The 15,931-nt window shown below is 68.9% G+C and carries 13 protein-coding genes; all 13 read right to left on the reverse strand.

Annotated features, from left to right (window positions below; all coding sequences use genetic code 11):
- Window positions 1–27: 27 nt before the first annotated feature.
- The 13 genes from pgi to E2651_RS03425 all read right to left on the reverse strand — a co-directional run bounded on the left by pgi (window position 28) and on the right by E2651_RS03425 (window position 15,747).
- On the reverse strand, window positions 28–1,680 hold the full coding sequence (gene pgi, locus E2651_RS03365) for a glucose-6-phosphate isomerase (protein WP_135329441.1): 1,653 nt from the start codon (window positions 1,678–1,680) through the stop codon (window positions 28–30).
- A gap of 179 nt (window positions 1,681–1,859) precedes the next feature.
- Complete coding sequence (locus E2651_RS03370; RefSeq protein ID WP_078077905.1) at window positions 1,860–2,195, reverse strand: RNA polymerase-binding protein RbpA; 336 nt, start codon at window positions 2,193–2,195, stop codon at window positions 1,860–1,862.
- Between the two features lie 193 nt (window positions 2,196–2,388).
- Window positions 2,389–2,619: a preprotein translocase subunit SecG gene (secG, locus tag E2651_RS03375; RefSeq protein ID WP_135329442.1), complete on the reverse strand. Its 231-nt coding sequence runs from the start codon at window positions 2,617–2,619 to the stop codon at window positions 2,389–2,391.
- A 130-nt stretch (window positions 2,620–2,749) separates the two neighbouring features.
- On the reverse strand, window positions 2,750–3,526 hold the full coding sequence (gene tpiA, locus E2651_RS03380) for a triose-phosphate isomerase (RefSeq protein ID WP_135329443.1): 777 nt from the start codon (window positions 3,524–3,526) through the stop codon (window positions 2,750–2,752).
- A gap of 6 nt (window positions 3,527–3,532) precedes the next feature.
- Complete coding sequence (locus E2651_RS03385) at window positions 3,533–4,744, reverse strand: phosphoglycerate kinase (RefSeq protein ID WP_135329444.1); 1,212 nt, start codon at window positions 4,742–4,744, stop codon at window positions 3,533–3,535.
- A 109-nt stretch (window positions 4,745–4,853) separates the two neighbouring features.
- Complete coding sequence (gap, locus tag E2651_RS03390; RefSeq protein WP_135329445.1) at window positions 4,854–5,864, reverse strand: type I glyceraldehyde-3-phosphate dehydrogenase; 1,011 nt, start codon at window positions 5,862–5,864, stop codon at window positions 4,854–4,856.
- A 177-nt stretch (window positions 5,865–6,041) separates the two neighbouring features.
- On the reverse strand, window positions 6,042–9,008 hold the full coding sequence (locus E2651_RS03395) for a M14 family metallopeptidase (protein WP_135329446.1): 2,967 nt from the start codon (window positions 9,006–9,008) through the stop codon (window positions 6,042–6,044).
- 194 nt (window positions 9,009–9,202) lie between these two features.
- Window positions 9,203–10,204 (reverse strand): DNA-binding protein WhiA, encoded by a 1,002-nt coding sequence (gene whiA / locus E2651_RS03400; protein WP_135329447.1) that lies wholly within the window; start codon window positions 10,202–10,204, stop codon window positions 9,203–9,205.
- On the reverse strand, window positions 10,195–11,202 hold the full coding sequence (yvcK, locus tag E2651_RS03405) for a uridine diphosphate-N-acetylglucosamine-binding protein YvcK (RefSeq protein WP_245238539.1): 1,008 nt from the start codon (window positions 11,200–11,202) through the stop codon (window positions 10,195–10,197). Before yvcK ends, whiA begins: the two co-directional genes overlap by 10 nt.
- The gene (gene rapZ / locus E2651_RS03410; RefSeq protein WP_135329448.1) at window positions 11,199–12,134 is read right to left on the reverse strand and encodes an RNase adapter RapZ; all 936 of its coding nucleotides are present in this window, start codon (window positions 12,132–12,134) and stop codon (window positions 11,199–11,201) included. The genes yvcK and rapZ overlap by 4 nt, the downstream gene beginning before the upstream one ends.
- Entirely contained in the window at window positions 12,131–14,203 is a 2,073-nt protein-coding gene (uvrC, locus tag E2651_RS03415; protein ID WP_135329449.1) for an excinuclease ABC subunit UvrC, read from the reverse strand. Before uvrC ends, rapZ begins: the two co-directional genes overlap by 4 nt.
- A 111-nt stretch (window positions 14,204–14,314) precedes the next feature.
- Window positions 14,315–15,103: a hypothetical protein gene (locus E2651_RS03420; protein ID WP_135329468.1), complete on the reverse strand. Its 789-nt coding sequence runs from the start codon at window positions 15,101–15,103 to the stop codon at window positions 14,315–14,317.
- A 5-nt stretch (window positions 15,104–15,108) separates the two neighbouring features.
- Entirely contained in the window at window positions 15,109–15,747 is a 639-nt protein-coding gene (locus tag E2651_RS03425; RefSeq protein ID WP_135329450.1) for a papain-like cysteine protease family protein, read from the reverse strand.
- Window positions 15,748–15,931 lie beyond the last annotated feature (184 nt).

Consider the following 15,931-nt stretch of genomic DNA (forward strand, 5'->3'; position numbering starts at 1 on the left):
GGCGCCCGAGCGACCGCGCCCTCAGGCTCAACGCCCGCGCAGATCCCGGTACTTGGCGACCAGCGCGGTCGTCGACCCGTCCAGGCCCGGCACCTCGGCACCCTCGGTCAGCGCGGGCTCGATGCGCTTGGCGAGGACCTTGCCGAGCTCGACGCCCCACTGGTCGAAGGAGTCGATGTTCCACACGGCGCCCTGCACGAACACCTTGTGCTCATAGAGCGCGATGAGTTGGCCGAGAACCGACGGTGTCAGTTCCTTGGCGAGGATCGTCGTCGTCGGGTGATTGCCCCGGAACGTCTTGTGCGGGACGAGCTCCTCCGGCACACCCTCGCCGCGCACCTCGTCCGGCGTCTTGCCGAAGGCCAACGCCTGCGTCTGCGCGAAGAAGTTGGCCATCAGGAGGTCGTGCTGGGCGACCAGACCCGACAGCAGATCACCGACGGGCTCGGCGAAGCCGATGAAGTCCGCGGGGATCAACTTCGTGCCCTGGTGGATGAGTTGGTAGTACGCGTGCTGCCCATTGGTGCCCGGCGTGCCCCAGACGACCGGACCTGTCTCCCAGTCGACCTGCTCGCCGTCACGGCCCACGGACTTGCCGTTGGACTCCATGTCCAGCTGCTGGAGGTAGGCGGTGAACTTGGAGAGGTAGTGCGAGTACGGCAGGACCGCGTGCGCCTGGGCGTCATGGAAATTGCCGTACCAAATACCCAACAGGCCAAGAAGGAGCGGCACGTTGGACTCTGCGGGCGCGGTGCGGAAGTGCTCGTCGACGAGGTGGAAGCCGTCCAGCATCTCGCGGAAGGCGTCCGGGCCAATGGCGATCATCAGCGAGAGGCCGATCGCCGAGTCGAACGAGTAGCGGCCGCCGACCCAGTCCCAGAACTCGAACATGTTGGCCGTGTCGATGCCGAAGTCGGAGACCTTCTCGGCGTTCGTCGAAAGGGCCACGAAGTGCTTGGCTACCGCGCTCTGGTCGGCGCGCAGGCCGGTCAGGAGCCAGTCGCGCGCGGAGGTGGCGTTCGTGATCGTCTCGATGGTGGTGAAGGTCTTCGAGGCGATGACGAACAGCGTCTCGGCCGGGTCCAGGTCCCGCACGGCCTCGTGCAGGTCGGCGCCGTCGACGTTCGACACGAAGCGCACGGTGAGGTCGCGGTCGGTGAAGGAGCGCAGGGCCTCGTAGGCCATGGCGGGACCGAGGTCCGAACCGCCGATGCCGACGTTCACGATGTTCTTGATGCGCTTGCCGGTGTGCCCGGTCCACTCGCCGGAGCGGACCTTGCCGGCGAAGGCGGCCATCTTGTCGAGGACGGCGTGCACACCCGGCACCACGTTCTCGCCGTCGACGTCGATCACCGCGTCGCGCGGGGCGCGCAGCGCGGTGTGCAGGACCGCGCGGTCCTCGGTGGTGTTGATCTTCTCGCCGCGGAACATGGCGTCCCGCAGCCCGAAGACGTCCGTCGCGGCGGCCAGCTCACGCAGCAACGTCAGCGTCTCGTCGGTGACGAGGTGCTTGGAGTAGTCGACGTACAGATCGCCGACCTGGAGCGTGTATCCCGTACCGCGCGCCGGATCCTGCGCGAACAGCTCGCGCAGTCGCACCTCCCCCAGCTGCTCACGGTGCTTGCTGAGCGCCGCCCACTCGGGCGTCTGGTTGAGCCTGGCGCGGCTTTCTGCGTTCATCTCGGACTTCAGCCTTCTCTCGTACCTATGTACGTACCTTGCCCCGCTGCACGTTCCAACCTAATTGATCAGGGCCCGGTATGAGATGTCTGCAGCTGTCTGTCCGCACACGTGACGGTAAACGTCACGTGAAAAGCGCAGCGGCCGAACACCCGCAGGTGTCCGGCCCGTCGCAAGTCCTAGATCTCGCCCCGCAGTTTGGCGAGTGCCTCCGCGAGAATCGCCTCGCCGTCCGCGTCGCTGCGCCGCTCGCGGACGTACGCCAGGTGCGTCTTGTACGGCTCGGTGCGCGGCGGGTCCGGCGGGTTGTCCCGGTCCTGACCTGCCGGGAAGCCGCAGCGGGGGCAGTCCCAAGTATCGGGAACCTGCGCGTCGCTGGCGAAGCTGGGCACCGTCTCGTGTCCGTTGGAGCACCAGAAGGAGATGCGCAGTCGCGGCGCGGACTCACCGCGCTCAGCTTCGCCCATCGGCCCCGCCCCGACCCGACTTCCTCGGATCGCGTTGCCACTTGCCACGGTCGTAACTCCCTGCGTGATGGTGCTGCTGCGGGCGCCTCAGTCTACGTAAGGCCCAACGCGCGTCCAGTGTTTGGAGTTACACCCCTCCCCGAGACGCAAGCCCCATGATAATCCGCGCTGGTGAGCACGCACCGTACATGGGGCTTTCAGCGAAGCTTTCGCAAGGTGGAAATCAGGCCGCTTTTCGCGGTCAGTTGTTCACCTTCATCAGCAGGCCGAGCACGACAATGCACGCGAACCAGAGAAGACCGACCACGACGGTGATGCGGTCGAGATTGCGCTCGGCGACCGACGAGCCGCCGACGGACGACTGCATGCCGCCACCGAACATGTCGGAGAGGCCGCCGCCCTTGCCCTTGTGCATCAGCACCAGCAGCATCATCAGCAGGCTGAAGACGATCAGGGCGATCGAGAACCCCATAACCACGGCTGGACCAACTTCCTCGGATCAGAATCGACGACGGGGGCCGGAGCTCCTTTTCGTAGCCTCAAGCTAGAAACCAGAGCCTCCGACCCCCGCAAGGGTACGTCGTAACGCCGCTACCGCATACTCACTGGTCGCTGAAGCGGACGATCTTGACGAACTCGTCCGTGTCCAGCGCGGCACCGCCCACCAGGGCGCCGTCGACATCGGGCTGCGCCATGATCGCGGCCACGTTGCCGGACTTCACGGAGCCGCCGTACTGGATGCGGACCTTGTCGGCCAGCTCCTGCGAGTACAGCTCGGCGAGGCGGCCGCGGATGGCACCGCAGACCTCCTGGGCGTCCTCGGGGGTCGCGACCTCGCCCGTGCCGATCGCCCAGACCGGCTCGTACGCGATCACGATGGACTCGGCCTGCTCGGCCGGGATGTCCTTGAGGGCGCCGTCGAGCTGGTTCAGCGTGTACTGGACCTGCTGGCCCGCCTTGCGGATGTCCAGGCCCTCGCCGACGCAGAGGATCGGGGTCAGGCCGTGCTTGTAGGCGGCCTTCACCTTTCCGTTGCAGATCTCGTCGGTCTCGTCGTGGTACTGGCGGCGCTCGGAGTGGCCCACGGCCACGAACGTGCACTTCAGCTTGGAGAGCATCGGGCCCGAGATCTCACCGGTGTACGCGCCGGAGTCGTGCGCCGAGATGTCCTGGGCGCCGTACTTGATCTTGAGCTTGTCGCCGTCGACCAGGGTCTGCACGGAGCGCAGATCGGTGAAGGGCGGCAGGACGGCGACCTCGACGGCCTCGTAGTCCTTGTCGGCCAGGGCGAAGGCGAGCTTCTGGACGTGGGCGATGGCCTCGAGGTGGTTGAGGTTCATCTTCCAGTTGCCCGCCATCAGCGGGGTACGCGTAGTCATCAGGTGTCAGTTCTCCAGTGCCGCGAGTCCGGGGAGCGTCTTGCCCTCGAGGTATTCGAGGGAGGCTCCGCCGCCGGTGGAAATGTGGCCGAATGCGTTCTCGTCGAAGCCTAGGTTGCGGACGGCCGCGGCGGAGTCGCCGCCCCCGACCACGGTGAAGCCGTCGCAGTTGAGCAGGGCTCGTGCGACGGCCGACGTGCCCCCGGCGTAGTCGGGGTGCTCGGCGACGCCGACCGGTCCGTTCCAGAAGACGGTCTCGGCGTCCGCGATCTTCGTGGCGAAGAGCTCGCGGGACTTGGGGCCGATGTCCAGGCCTTCCATGTCCGCGGGGATCCGGTCCGCATCGACGGTCTTGAAGTCGGCCGGGGCCTTCGTCTTCAGGTCCGGGAAGTCCGTGGCGACCAGGACGTCGACCGGGAGAACGAGCTCGACGCCGTTCTTCTCGGCGCGCTCCATGTACTCCGTGACGACCGGGATCTGGTCCTCCTGGAGGAGGGAGATGCCGACCTCGTACCCCTTGGCCTTGAGGAAGGTGTAGGCCATGCCGCCGCCGATCAGCAGGCGGTCGGCCTTGCCGAGCAGCTCGTCGATGACGGCGAGCTTGTCGGAGACCTTGGCGCCGCCGAGGATGACGGTGTACGGGCGCTTCACGTCCTCGGTGAGCTTCTTGAGGACGCCGACCTCGGTGGCGATCAGGTAGCCCGCGTAGCGCGGCAGGCGCGCCGGAAGGTCGTACACGGAGGCGTGCTTGCGGTGCACGGCACCGAAACCGTCGCCTACGTAGACATCGGCCAGGGCGGCGAGCCGGTCGGCGAACTCGCCGCGCTCGGTGTCGTCCTTGCTGGTCTCACCGGCGTTGAAGCGGAGGTTCTCGATGACCGCGACCTGGCCGGGCTGCAGGCCGTCCACCGCTTCGTGCGCGGCGGGGCCCACGGTGTCCTGCGCGAACGCGACGGGCGCGCCCAGGAGTTCACCGAGCCGCTCGGCGGCGGGAAGGAGTGAGAACGCCGGGTCCGGGGCGCCCTTGGGGCGGCCCAGGTGCGAGGCGACGACCACCTTGGCGCCCGCGTCCGCGAGCGCCTTGACGGTCGGCAGGACGGCGCGGATGCGGCCGTCGTCGGTGATGGTGCCGTCGGCGAGCGGCACATTGAGGTCGGCGCGGACGAAGACCCGCTTGCCTTCGACCCCTTCGGCGAGAAGTTCGTCGATCGTCTTCATGGCTGGACTCCAGGACTCCTTAAAGAGGGCTGACGTGCAACAAGGCCCGGACCACGCAGTATCGCGCGGTCCGGACCCTGTGCTCACATCGAGGTGCCTGCTCCGCTGATCAGAGCTGACCGCCGACGAAGACCGTGAGGTCGACGAGGCGGTTCGAGTAGCCCCACTCGTTGTCGTACCAGCCGAGGATCTTCACCGACTTGCCGTCCTGGACCATGGTCAGGGACGAGTCGAAGGTGCAGGACGCCGGGTCGCCGACGATGTCCGAGGACACGATCGGGTCCTCCGTGTAGTAGAGGACGCCCTTCAGGTCACCGTCGTCGGCGGCCTTCTTGAACGCGGCGTTGACCTCGTCCTTGGTCACATCGCGCTGCAGCTCCACGACGAGGTCGGTGGCCGAACCGGTCGGGACCGGGACGCGCATCGCGATGCCGTCGAGCTTGCCCTTGAGCTGCGGCAGGACCAGAGCGGTGGCCTTGGCGGCACCGGTCGTGGTCGGGATGATGTTCTCGGCGGCGGCGCGGGCGCGACGCAGGTCCGAGTGCGGGAAGTCCAGGATGCGCTGGTCGTTGGTGTACGCGTGGACCGTGGTCATCAGGCCCTTGACGATGCCGAAGTTCTCGTCGAGAACCTTCGCCATCGGCGCCACACAGTTGGTGGTGCAGGACGCGTTCGAAATGATGTTGTGCTGCGTGGGGTCGTACTTGTCCTGGTTGACGCCCATCACGATCGTGATGTCCTCGTCCTTGGCCGGAGCCGAGATGAGGACCTTCTTGGCGCCGCCGGCGATGTGCTTCGCGGCGTCGGCCTTCTTGGTGAAGATGCCGGTGGACTCGATCACGATGTCGACGCCCAGCTGGCCCCAGGGAATGTCCGCGGGGTTGCGCTCGGAAAGGACCTTGATGGTGTGACCGTCGACCGTGATGGTGTCCTCGGTGTGCGACACCTCGGCCTTGAGACGGCCCAGGATGGTGTCGTACTTCAGGAGGTGCGCCGTCGTCGCGGTGTCACCCAGGTCGTTGACAGCCACGATCTCAATGTCCGCACCCTGCTCGAGCAGCGCCCGGAAGTAGTTGCGCCCGATGCGGCCGAAGCCGTTGATGCCTACGCGGATCGTCACGAACCGATCTCCTCGTTGGTACGCCGGTTTCAGACGCCGGCGAGATGTATGGGATGTCCCCGACCGCCTCCGACCCTACCTCTCTGATGGCCCCGAAGTGACATCGAGAGGGACCTGTGCGGCAGGTTGGCCCGTACCAGCCAGTAGGGGTACGGGCCGCCCTTTCGTCACGGAGCGTCAGCGGCTCAGATGTGCCAGGGAGGCGCCCATTAGAGCGGTGCGCTCTGGGCTTCCGGGCACATGCTCGAACCCGAAGCCGAGGAGCACGCTGTCACGCGCTGTGACGGCCGCGTAGGGCTTGTAGAGCTCCCCGGTGCGCGCCCAGTCGCCTGTGATATTGGGGCTCCCGGCCGGGGCCGGCGAGACGGCCCAGACGCCGAGCCCGGACTCGAATCCTTCGGTCTCCGTGACGTTGCCGCCGACGACGATCTGCGCGTTGTCGGCGAAGAGGCCGCGGCCTCCGCTGGAGGGGTCGGTGACGGAGCTGAGCGACACCTCGACCTTCTTGCCCGCATAGGCGCTGAGGTCGAAGGCGACGGGCTTGAAGGCGCCTGCGGCGCCGGTGAAGCTGTTCCAGGCGCCGCTGCTGCCGGTGGCCGCGCAGCCGGTGGCCGTTTGCGTCAGGTAATGGCGCAGGAACGGGTGGCCGTTGATGAAGAACCCGGCCCCGCACTCCGCGGGCACCTCCGTCTTGGAACCCCCGTTCTTGTCCGGCAGCGTGGTCCAGTCGTCGGCGCCCGGAGTGTGCGCCTCCAGGATGCCGTGGTCGTAGCCGGGCTCCAGGTTCCAGTTGAGCGCGAACCGCAGCTCGGGCTTCTCCGCGGCCGAGACCCCGGTCAGGTCGATGGTGCGGGTCAGCCGCTTCCAGTCCTGGTCGGCGTGGGTCGCCGATGCCATGCCCTGGCCCTCGAAGGGTGCGTACGGATTGCTGAGCCCGGGGTAGCTTCCGGCGGCCGCGCTCTTGAACTGCGGGAAGTCGTCGGCGGGCAGGTTGTCGGACGTGACGGTGTAACGGCCCGCCCTGTCGAGGGGGTTGGTGCCGGCGGCGGCGAGCGGGGTCTTCACTCCGTCGAGCGCGCCGCTGCCGGCGAAGCTCGTGGCGCCGGGCGCGGAGAGACGCTCGTACGCGCCGAGGTAGTACTGCGCGAAGTCGTCGGTGAGCGCGTCACCGAGGTCCACGTTGCCGCCCGTGCGCTCGCCGGACTCGATCAGCTTGCCGCCCTCGTTGAGGTAGGCGCGCAGGGCGAGTTGGGTGGGCGCGCCGGGGACCGGGTCGCCGGTGTAGTGCACGACCGTCGAGAAGTGCGACAGGACGCCGAGCGGATGCGGGGCGCCCTTCTCGGCGACGTCCCAGACCGCGGCCGAACGCCCGTTGCCCTTGAGGGCGTCGACGTACTTCTGGGCCTGTGTCGCGGTGGCACCCTCCTCGGCGACGACGAGCGTCTTCGCCTTGGGGCGTTCGGCGACGGTGTACGTGAAGTGCTCGCTCTCCGTACGGCCCTTCTTGGTGCGCCCGGTGAACCACACCTCCACCTTGTCGCCCACGCGCGCGTGCTCCACGTCCGCGCGGTACTGGTCGAAGTGCAGGTTGTCATCGCCGCCGTACGTCTCGCCGCCCTTCCAGGCCTCGAGGCTCTCATTCTGCGTACGGCCGCCGTTGACGCGGTAGTCGATCTCCTTGTCGCGCACCGACTTGCGGGCGGTGACGGCGACCTCCTGGCCGGCTCCGCGCGCGTACGACGTCGTGAAGGCGTCCGGGGTGAAGTCGGGGGCGTCGATGCCGGCGACGGAGACCGGCTGGTCGGGGTGGGCGGCCGTCTCGGCGACGGCGAGCGCGAAGGGGATGTTCTTCGCGAACTCCTGCTGGATCAGCTTCTCGTCGTCCGGGAAGGTGAAGACCGAGGCGCAGTCCTCGGGCTTCCAGGGGTCGTTCGGGTCGAGCGCGGAGACGGTCTGGCAGGTGGACATCTCCGGCGTGAACATCGAGATGCCGTTGATGTTGCCCGCGTGGCCGTCCGCCTCGCCGTTGGTGGTGTAGAGCTCGGAGGCGACCTGCGGGTGGTAGCCAGGGATCGCGGGCTTCTCCGGGGTGCCGGCGAGGGCCTTGTAGAGCACGTCGTCCGGGGTGGGCGTCGCGACCTGCCAGCCCACTCCGTAGAGGATCAGTTCGGCCGCCGAGTGGTAGTTGATGCCGTACTCGAAGCCGATGCGCTTCTGGAAGCGGTCGAGCGCCTTGGTCTCGGGCTCGGACATGGGCCCCGTGCCGCGGTACGTCTCCGAGGAGGGCTCCGGGGACGAACCCTCGTTGTCGTAGCCCCACTTGTAGGCGAAGTTGCGGTTGAGGTCGACGCCGTCGCCCGCCGCGATCTTGCCGTCGCCGTCGATGTCGCGGAGGTTCTTGCGCCACTGGCGGTTGCCGTCGGCGGCGTGGGTGAAGTCGTAGCCGTCGGGGTTGGCCGAGAGCACGAACCACAGCTCGGTGGAGTCCACCAGCTTGGTGATGCGCTGGTCCTTGCCGTAGTTGTCGAGGTAGTGGTGCAGCAGGCGGCGGTTCATCTCGGGGGTGATCCACTCGCGCGCGTGCTGGTTGGAGAGGTAGAGCGTGGCGGGCTTGGAGCCGTCCTTCGACTTGCTCGCGCCCTTGGAGAGCTTGAGCGCGAGGATGTCCTGGCCCCCCAGTGTCTTGCCGATGGAGACGACCTTGGTGAGGCCGGGATGGGCCTGCCCGGTCTTGACGATCTCCTCCTTCAGGCCGCCCTTTCCGCTGTACGGCCGGAAGACGCCGTCCCCCGCGGCCTTGAGCTTCTTCTCCGTGCTCGCCGAGACCTTGTGCTCGGTGAGTTCGATGCCCTCGCGCTCCACGCCCTTGGCCTGCGCCTCGGTCAGATAGACCTGGACGCGGGCGGTGCCGCGTTCGGGCGCCTGGCCCGCGAGTTCAAGGGCGTCCTGGCCCGCCTTCACCAGGACGGTGATCTGCTTCTTGGTGACGTCCGCTTCGTAGACCTTCACGGCCGCCGGATCGTCGGCGGCCGGAGCCTTCGGGTCGGCCTGCGCGTGCGGCGCGGCGACGAGTCCGCCGACGAGCAGCGCGCCCGCGGCGACGACCGATCTGAAGCCCGCTCTGGATCTCGCTCTTCGTCTCATGAGCCCCCCTTGCGGTTGTCCGGCACATATGTGCGGGACGCCAGGCTCGTGACTCTTCATGATCATGTCAATATGGCGGGAAGAGGGACAAGGGGCGTTCAAGACGGGCATACGTAAACCGCCGGTGCCCTGTGGGACACCGGCGGCTTACGTGACGTATGTGACAGGTGGTGCTCAGACCGGGAAAGCGGTGCTCAGACCGCCATGTTGTCGGCGAGGCTGTCGGCGAGATCCTCGCTCAGGTTGGACTCCGTACCCGGAATCCCCAGGTCCTGGGCCCGCTTGTCGGCCATCGCCAGCAGCCGGCGGATACGGCCCGCGACCGCGTCCTTCGTCAGCGCGGGGTCGGCGAGCGCGCCCAGCTCCTCCAGGGAGGCCTGCTTGTGCTCCATGCGCAGCCGTCCGGCGGCCGCCAGGTGCTCGGGCACCTCCTCGCCGAGGATCTCCAGGGCGCGCTGCACCCGGGCGCCCGCGGCGACGGCCGCGCGGGCCGAGCGGCGCAGGTTGGCGTCGTCGAAGTTGGCCAGGCGGTTGGCGGTGGCGCGCACCTCGCGGCGCATCCGCCGCTCCTCCCAGGCCAGCACGGACTCGTGGGCGCCGAGTCTGGTGAGCAGCGCGCCGATCGCGTCACCGTCCCGGACGACGACACGGTCCACGCCGCGCACCTCTCGGGCCTTGGCCGCGATCTGCAGCCTGCGCGCCGCGCCGACCAGGGCGAGCGCCGCCTCCGGGCCCGGGCAGGTCACCTCGAGCGAGGAGGAACGGCCGGGCTCCGTCAGCGAGCCGTGCGCCAGGAACGCCCCGCGCCAGGCGGCCTCCGCGTCACACGTGGCCCCCGAGACCACCTGCGGCGGCAGCCCCCTGATGGGGCGGCCCCGGCCGTCCACGAGACCCGTCTGGCGGGCCAGCTGGTCGCCGCCCGCCACCACCCGTACGACATAGCGCGAGCCGCGGCGCAGCCCGCCGGGAGCCATCACGATCAGTTCCGAGCTGTGCCCGAAGATCTCCAGGATGTCCCGCTTCAGCCGCCGTGCGGCCATCGCCGTGTCCAGCTCCGCCTCGATCACGATGCGGCCGCTCACCAGGTGAAGGCCGCCCGCGAACCGCAGGATCGCCGAGACCTCCGCCTTCCTGCAGCAGGTCCGAGTGACGGGAAGCCGGGAGATCTCGTCCTTCACCGCTGCCGTCATCGCCATGGGCCGATCCTTCCATGCATCCGAAAAATACGGTCGTACGCGGTGGCCAGGAGCTCCGGATCGTGCCTCGGAGTCCCGTCGGGCCGGGCCACCGGCGCCAGCTCGACCGTGGCACCGAGCCGCTTGGCGGCATCGGTCAGTGACTCACGGTCGGGCACGGCGGCGTCGTCGGCCAGCACCACGTCCAGGGCGAGTTTAGGGGCGTGTCGGGCCAAAACCTCCAAATGACGCTGCGGAGAGAAGCCATCGGTTTCACCGGGTTGCGGCGCGAGGTTCAGCGAGAGCACCCTGCGGGCCTTCGTCTCGATGAGCGCGTCGAGCAGTTCGGGGACCAGCAGATGCGGGATCACCGAGGAGAACCAGGAGCCGGGGCCGAGCACCACCCAGTCCGCGTCGAGCACGGCGGCGACCGCTTCGGGGACGGCCGGCGGGTCGTGCGGGACGACGTGCACGGACTGCACCTCGCCCGGTGTGAGCGCCACCGTGGCCTGCCCGCGCACCGTGTCCACATCGTCCGGGCGCTCCGGGTCATGGCCCTTGACCAGGGCCTGGAGCTCCAGCGGAACGGCCGACATCGGCAGTACGCGGCCGTGCGCGCCGAGCAGCTTGCCGACCAGGTCGAGCGCCTGGACATGGTCGCCGAGCTGCTCCCACAGGGCGACGATCAGCAGATTGCCGACCGCGTGCTCGTGCAGATCGCCCTGAGACTGGAACCGGTGCTGGATGACGCGGGACCAGGTCTGGCCCCAGTCGTCGTCACCGCACAGGGCGGCGAGCGCCTTGCGCAGGTCGCCGGGCGGCAGCACGCCCAGCTCGTCGCGGAGCCGCCCGCTGGAGCCGCCGTCGTCGGCGACGGTGACCACGGCGGTGAGGTCGCCGGTGATGCGGCGCAGCGCGGCGAGCGAGGCCGACAGGCCCATTCCGCCGCCGAGCGCCACCACCTTGGGCTGGGTGCCCCGCTTGCGGCCCAGTCGGTTCAGCCGCAGGGAAGCCTTCACTCTCGCCCCATGTCCCGATGGACGAGGACGGTCTCTACGCCCTCGGAAGCGAGGCGCGCCGCGAGCTTCTCCGACATGGCGACGGAGCGGTGCTTGCCGCCCGTACAGCCGACCGCGATCGTCACGTAACGCTTGCCCTCGCGGCGGTACCCCGCTGCGATGAGCTGGAGCAGCTCGGCGTACCGGTCGAGGAACTCCTTGGCTCCGGGCTGGTTGAAGACGTAACCGGAGACCTCTTCGTTGAGCCCAGTGAAGGGGCGCAGCTCCGGGACCCAGTGCGGGTTGGGCAGGAAGCGGCAGTCCACGACCAGGTCGGCGTCGACCGGCAGGCCGTACTTGTAGCCGAACGACATGACCGTGGCCCGCAGCTCGGGCTCCTCGTCGCCCGCGAACTGGGCGTCCATCTTGGCGCGCAGCTCGTGCACGTTCAGGCTGGAGGTGTCGATCACCAGGTCGGCGTCGCCGCGCAGCTCGCGCAGGAGCTCGCGCTCGGCCGCGATGCCGTCGACGATGCGGCCGTCGCCCTGCAGCGGGTGCGGGCGGCGCACCGACTCGAAGCGGCGCACCAGGGCGTCGTCCGAGGACTCCAGGAAGACGATCCTGCGGGTGACCTGCTTGGACTCGAGATCCGAGAGGGACTGGCGCAGATTGTCGAAGAAGCGGCGGCCGCGGACGTCGACGACGACCGCGATCCGTGCCACGTTGCCCTGCGAGCGGGCGCCGAGCTCCACCATCGTGGGGATCAGCGCGGGCGGCAGGTTGTCGACGACGAACCAGCCAAGGTCCTCGAGGCACTTCGCGGCCGTGCTGCGTCCGGCGCCCGACATGCCGGAGATGATCACCAGCTCGGGGATCGCCGCCTCGGCGGCCTCACCTGGCTCGATGGTGGTGCCCGTACTCACTTGCTCGCCGCCTTCATCGTGCTCGTTCATGTCTCCTGCCCCCGTCGCTCCTCTGAGGCGCCCGCGGACACGGGTGCCTCGGTCTCACCGTTCGAGGCGCCCGTGTGTACGGGTTCCTCTTCTTCAATGATCTCTCCGGTCGCCGTGTTCACGGCGGGCGGCGCGGGAGCCGCCGCGGCCAGGGCGACCACGATCGCCTCGGCCGTCTTGCGGCCTATCCCCGGAACCTCGCAGATCTGCTCGATTGTCGCGGATCGCAGCTTCTTCACCGAACCGAAGTGCTTGATCAGCGTCTGCTTGCGCGCGTCGCCCAGGCCGGGCACGGCGTCCAGCGGCCCCGCCTTGAAGCGCTTGGCCCGCTTGGCCCGCTGGTAGGTGATCGCGAAGCGGTGTGCCTCGTCGCGCACCCGCTGGAGAAGGTACAGCCCCTCGCTGGTGCGCGGCAGGATCACCGGGTCGTCGTCGCCCGGCACCCAGACCTCTTCCAGACGCTTGGCGAGGCCGCAGACCGCGATGTCGTCGATGCCGAGCTCGTCAAGGGCCCGCTGGGCCGCCGCGACCTGCGGCTGACCGCCGTCCACGACGACGAGCTGCGGCGGGTAGGCGAAGCGCTTGGGGCGGCCGTCCTCCTCGGTCAGGCCGTTCGCCCCGCCGTTCGACTCGTCGATGACGCCTTCCTCGTCCAGCTCCCCCGTCTTCTCCTTGTCGGCGAGATACCGCTTGAAGCGGCGGGTGAGCACCTCGTGCATGGAGCGGACGTCGTCCTGCCCCTCGAAGCCCTTGATCTGGAAGCGGCGGTACTCGCTCTTGCGGGCGAGGCCGTCCTCGAAGACGACCATCGAGGCGACCACGTCGTCACCCTGCAGATGCGAGATGTCGTAGCACTCGATGCGCAACGGTGCGCTGTCGAGCTCCAGGGCCTCGGCGATCTCCTCCAGGGCGCGGGAGCGCGTGGTCAGGTCGGATGCGCGCTTGGTCTTGTGGAGCATCAGCGACTGCTGCGCGTTGCGCGCCACGGTCTCCATCAGCGCCTTCTTGTCGCCGCGCTGCGGGATGCGCAGGGAGACGTTCGCGCCGCGCCGCTCGGTGAGCCACTCCTGGACGGGCTCTATCGGGTCGGGCAGCGCGGGCACGAGGACTTCCTTCGGTACGGAGTCCCCGCTCTCCTCTCCGTAGAGCTGCTGGAGGGCGTGCTCGACGAGGTCACCGCTGGTGACCGCCTCGACCTTGTCGGTGACCCAGCCGCGCTGACCGCGCACCCGGCCGCCGCGGACGTGGAAGATCTGGACGGCGGCCTCGAGCTCGTCCTCGGCCAGGGCGATCAGATCGGCGTCCGTGGCGTCGGCGAGGACGACGGCGCTCTTCTCCATGGCCTTCTTGAGGGCCTCGATGTCGTCGCGGAGGCGGGCCGCCTTCTCGTACTCCATCTCCTCGGCGGCGTCCGCCATCTCGCGCTCGATACGGCGGATGTACGTGCCCGTGCGTCCGGTCATGAACTCGCAGAAGTCCTCGGCGAGTTCGCGGTGCTCCTCCGGGGTGACCCGCTCCACGCAGGGCGCCGAGCACTTGCCGATGTAGCCGAGGAGGCAGGGGCGGCCCGTGCGCTCGGCGTTCTTGAAGACTCCGGCCGAGCAGGTGCGGACGGGGAAGACGCGCAGGAGGAGGTCCACGGTGTCGCGGATGGCCCACGCGTGGCCGTAGGGCCCGAAGTAGCGCACGCCCTTCTTCTTGTGGCCGCGCATCACCTGCACGCGCGGGAACTCCTCGTTCATCGTCACCGCGAGATACGGATAGCTCTTGTCGTCGCGGTACTTGACGTTGAAGCGAGGGTCGAACTCCTTGATCCAGCTGTACTCCAGCTGCAGCGCCTCGACCTCGGTGGAGACCACGGTCCACTCGACGGACGCGGCGGTCGTCACCATCGAGGCGGTGCGCGGGTGCAGGTGGGAGAGGTCCTGGAAGTAGCTCGCCAGGCGCTGGCGCAGGCTTTTCGCCTTGCCCACGTAGATCACCCGGCGGTGTTCGTCGCGGAACTTGTAGACCCCCGGCGAGTCGGGGATCTGTCCCGGCTTGGGGCGGTAGCTGGAGGGGTCTGCCATGCCTCACACCCTACTGGCGGGGGGTGACAGTCCGGGGGCTGGAGTGAGGCAAGCCCACCCGCCCTGAAGGACGGGTGGGTGGGGAAGTCCCGGTCGGCGGCCGGGGCCGGGTCAGCCCCGCTGCCGGGCGCGACGCCGGAGCAGGGCGGCGCCGGACAGGCCAAGGGCGGCCAGCGCTCCCGCTCCGGCCACGGAGGACGCCACCGTGACGGGACCGGACGACTCGGGAGAGGGCTCGGCGGACGGCTGCTCGGCGAAGCCCCCCGCCTTGCCGGACTTCGCGTACGCGGAACCAGGCAATTTATCGGCGTACGCAGCGTGCACACGCTTCTGATAGGCGCCCACCGAGGCCCCGTCGGAGCCCACGGCACGCACCGCGTCCGCGTCCAGCGGCAGCACCCGTCCCCGCCCCTGCACGTACCAGGCGTCGATCTGCGGCTCACGGAAAACGGTGCCCCCGGGGAGCTTGTCGGCGCCCACGCGCGCGTAGTGCGTCTCGTCGTCCCCGGTGGCGATGTTCACGACCTTCCAGGAACCGGCTCGCTCGACGGTCCACAGGGAGGCCTCCTGCCCGTCGGACGAGACCGCCTTGCTGGCGAGGAACTCCAGGCGGGCGACCGGTGCGCCCTTCCCGCCCGCGACGAACTCCGGGGAGAGGTAGTACACGGGCACGGCCTCACCCTGGACCCGCGGGTCCGCCGCCGCCTTGCTGACGGCGCCCTCCCGCGCGAAGAAGCGGGACAGTGTGTCGAGTGTCCCCGGCGTGCTCGCCGCCTTGCGTGCGGCGTCACGCGCGGCCTCGGACGGCCCGGGGGCAGCGGTGGCGTGCGGGGCCGCGAGGCCGAGGATCAGGGTGGTGGCGGAGCCCGCGAGCACGGCTCTCAGCAGCTGACGGCTCATCGCGCTCACGCCCCGATCCGGTACAGCGAGTGGGTCCAGGAGAAGGTGCCGTTGTCCACGTACCAGTCGTGCGAGGCCCAGTTGTAGCGGTCGCTGGAGGGCCAGGGGTCGCCCCAGTAGACCCAGCTCTGCGCATCGTCGTACCCGTAGAGGACGTGCATGTGGCCGCCGCCGCCCGACCACTGGATGCGGGTCTCCACCGGGCGGCCCGCGTTGATCTCGGTCTGCACGGTCGGATAGCGCAGCCAACCGGTCACATAGGAGCCGGAGTTGATGCCCGCCCACTCCAGGCCGTTCTGTACGTTGCCCAGCGTGGCCTGATTGTTGGGGCACTCGGTGTTCTGGTTGCGCCCGAAGGCGGCGTTGCAGAACTGGTTCTGGCTGTACTTCCTGCCGTAGAAGGCGGCGATGGTGTTCCCGCCGGCGGCCCAGCACCAGTTGGTCTTCTCCTGGGCCTGCATCGTGATGTTCAGCCGCTTGGCGGCGAGGGCGGAGGGGCTGGAGGGACCGGGGGGTCCTGCCGCGTCGGGGACGGCCGTAGCCGTGGCCGTCGGCGCGGCCATCAGGCCCGCCGCCACGACGGCGAGCGCGGACAACCGTCTGCGTCTGCTGTACCTGCTGTACCTGCTGTTTCTCTGGCGCATCGCGTTCCTCCCGAGTGGGGGCGAAGGGTGGAGGAGCGCGTCCGGACGCTGCGATTGAGCATCGAGTGTTGTCCGGTGCAGGTCAACACGGTTCAATGCGGGATTACTTGGGCCGGTGAACGACGGCGTACGTATGTGAACACCCCTCGTACGTCCACCTGGTGGCCCGTTCCGACCGGCGCGT

Origin of the sequence: Streptomyces sp. MZ04 (genome assembly GCF_004684775.1) — a bacterium.
Lineage (GTDB): Bacteria > Actinomycetota > Actinomycetes > Streptomycetales > Streptomycetaceae > Streptomyces.

Coding starts and splice junctions, on each gene's coding strand:
- E2651_RS03395 (WP_135329446.1), bottom strand. CDS start 9,008: ATGAGACGAAGAGCGAGATCCAGAGCGGGCTTCAGATCGGTCGTCGCC.
- rapZ (WP_135329448.1), bottom strand. CDS start 12,134: ATGAACGAGCACGATGAAGGCGGCGAGCAAGTGAGTACGGGCACCACC.
- uvrC (WP_135329449.1), bottom strand. CDS start 14,203: ATGGCAGACCCCTCCAGCTACCGCCCCAAGCCGGGACAGATCCCCGAC.
- pgi (WP_135329441.1), bottom strand. CDS start 1,680: ATGAACGCAGAAAGCCGCGCCAGGCTCAACCAGACGCCCGAGTGGGCG.
- whiA (WP_135329447.1), bottom strand. CDS start 10,204: ATGGCGATGACGGCAGCGGTGAAGGACGAGATCTCCCGGCTTCCCGTC.
- secG (WP_135329442.1), bottom strand. CDS start 2,619: ATGGGGTTCTCGATCGCCCTGATCGTCTTCAGCCTGCTGATGATGCTG.
- E2651_RS03420 (WP_135329468.1), bottom strand. CDS start 15,103: ATGAGCCGTCAGCTGCTGAGAGCCGTGCTCGCGGGCTCCGCCACCACC.
- E2651_RS03425 (WP_135329450.1), bottom strand. CDS start 15,747: ATGCGCCAGAGAAACAGCAGGTACAGCAGGTACAGCAGACGCAGACGG.
- E2651_RS03385 (WP_135329444.1), bottom strand. CDS start 4,744: ATGAAGACGATCGACGAACTTCTCGCCGAAGGGGTCGAAGGCAAGCGG.
- tpiA (WP_135329443.1), bottom strand. CDS start 3,526: ATGACTACGCGTACCCCGCTGATGGCGGGCAACTGGAAGATGAACCTC.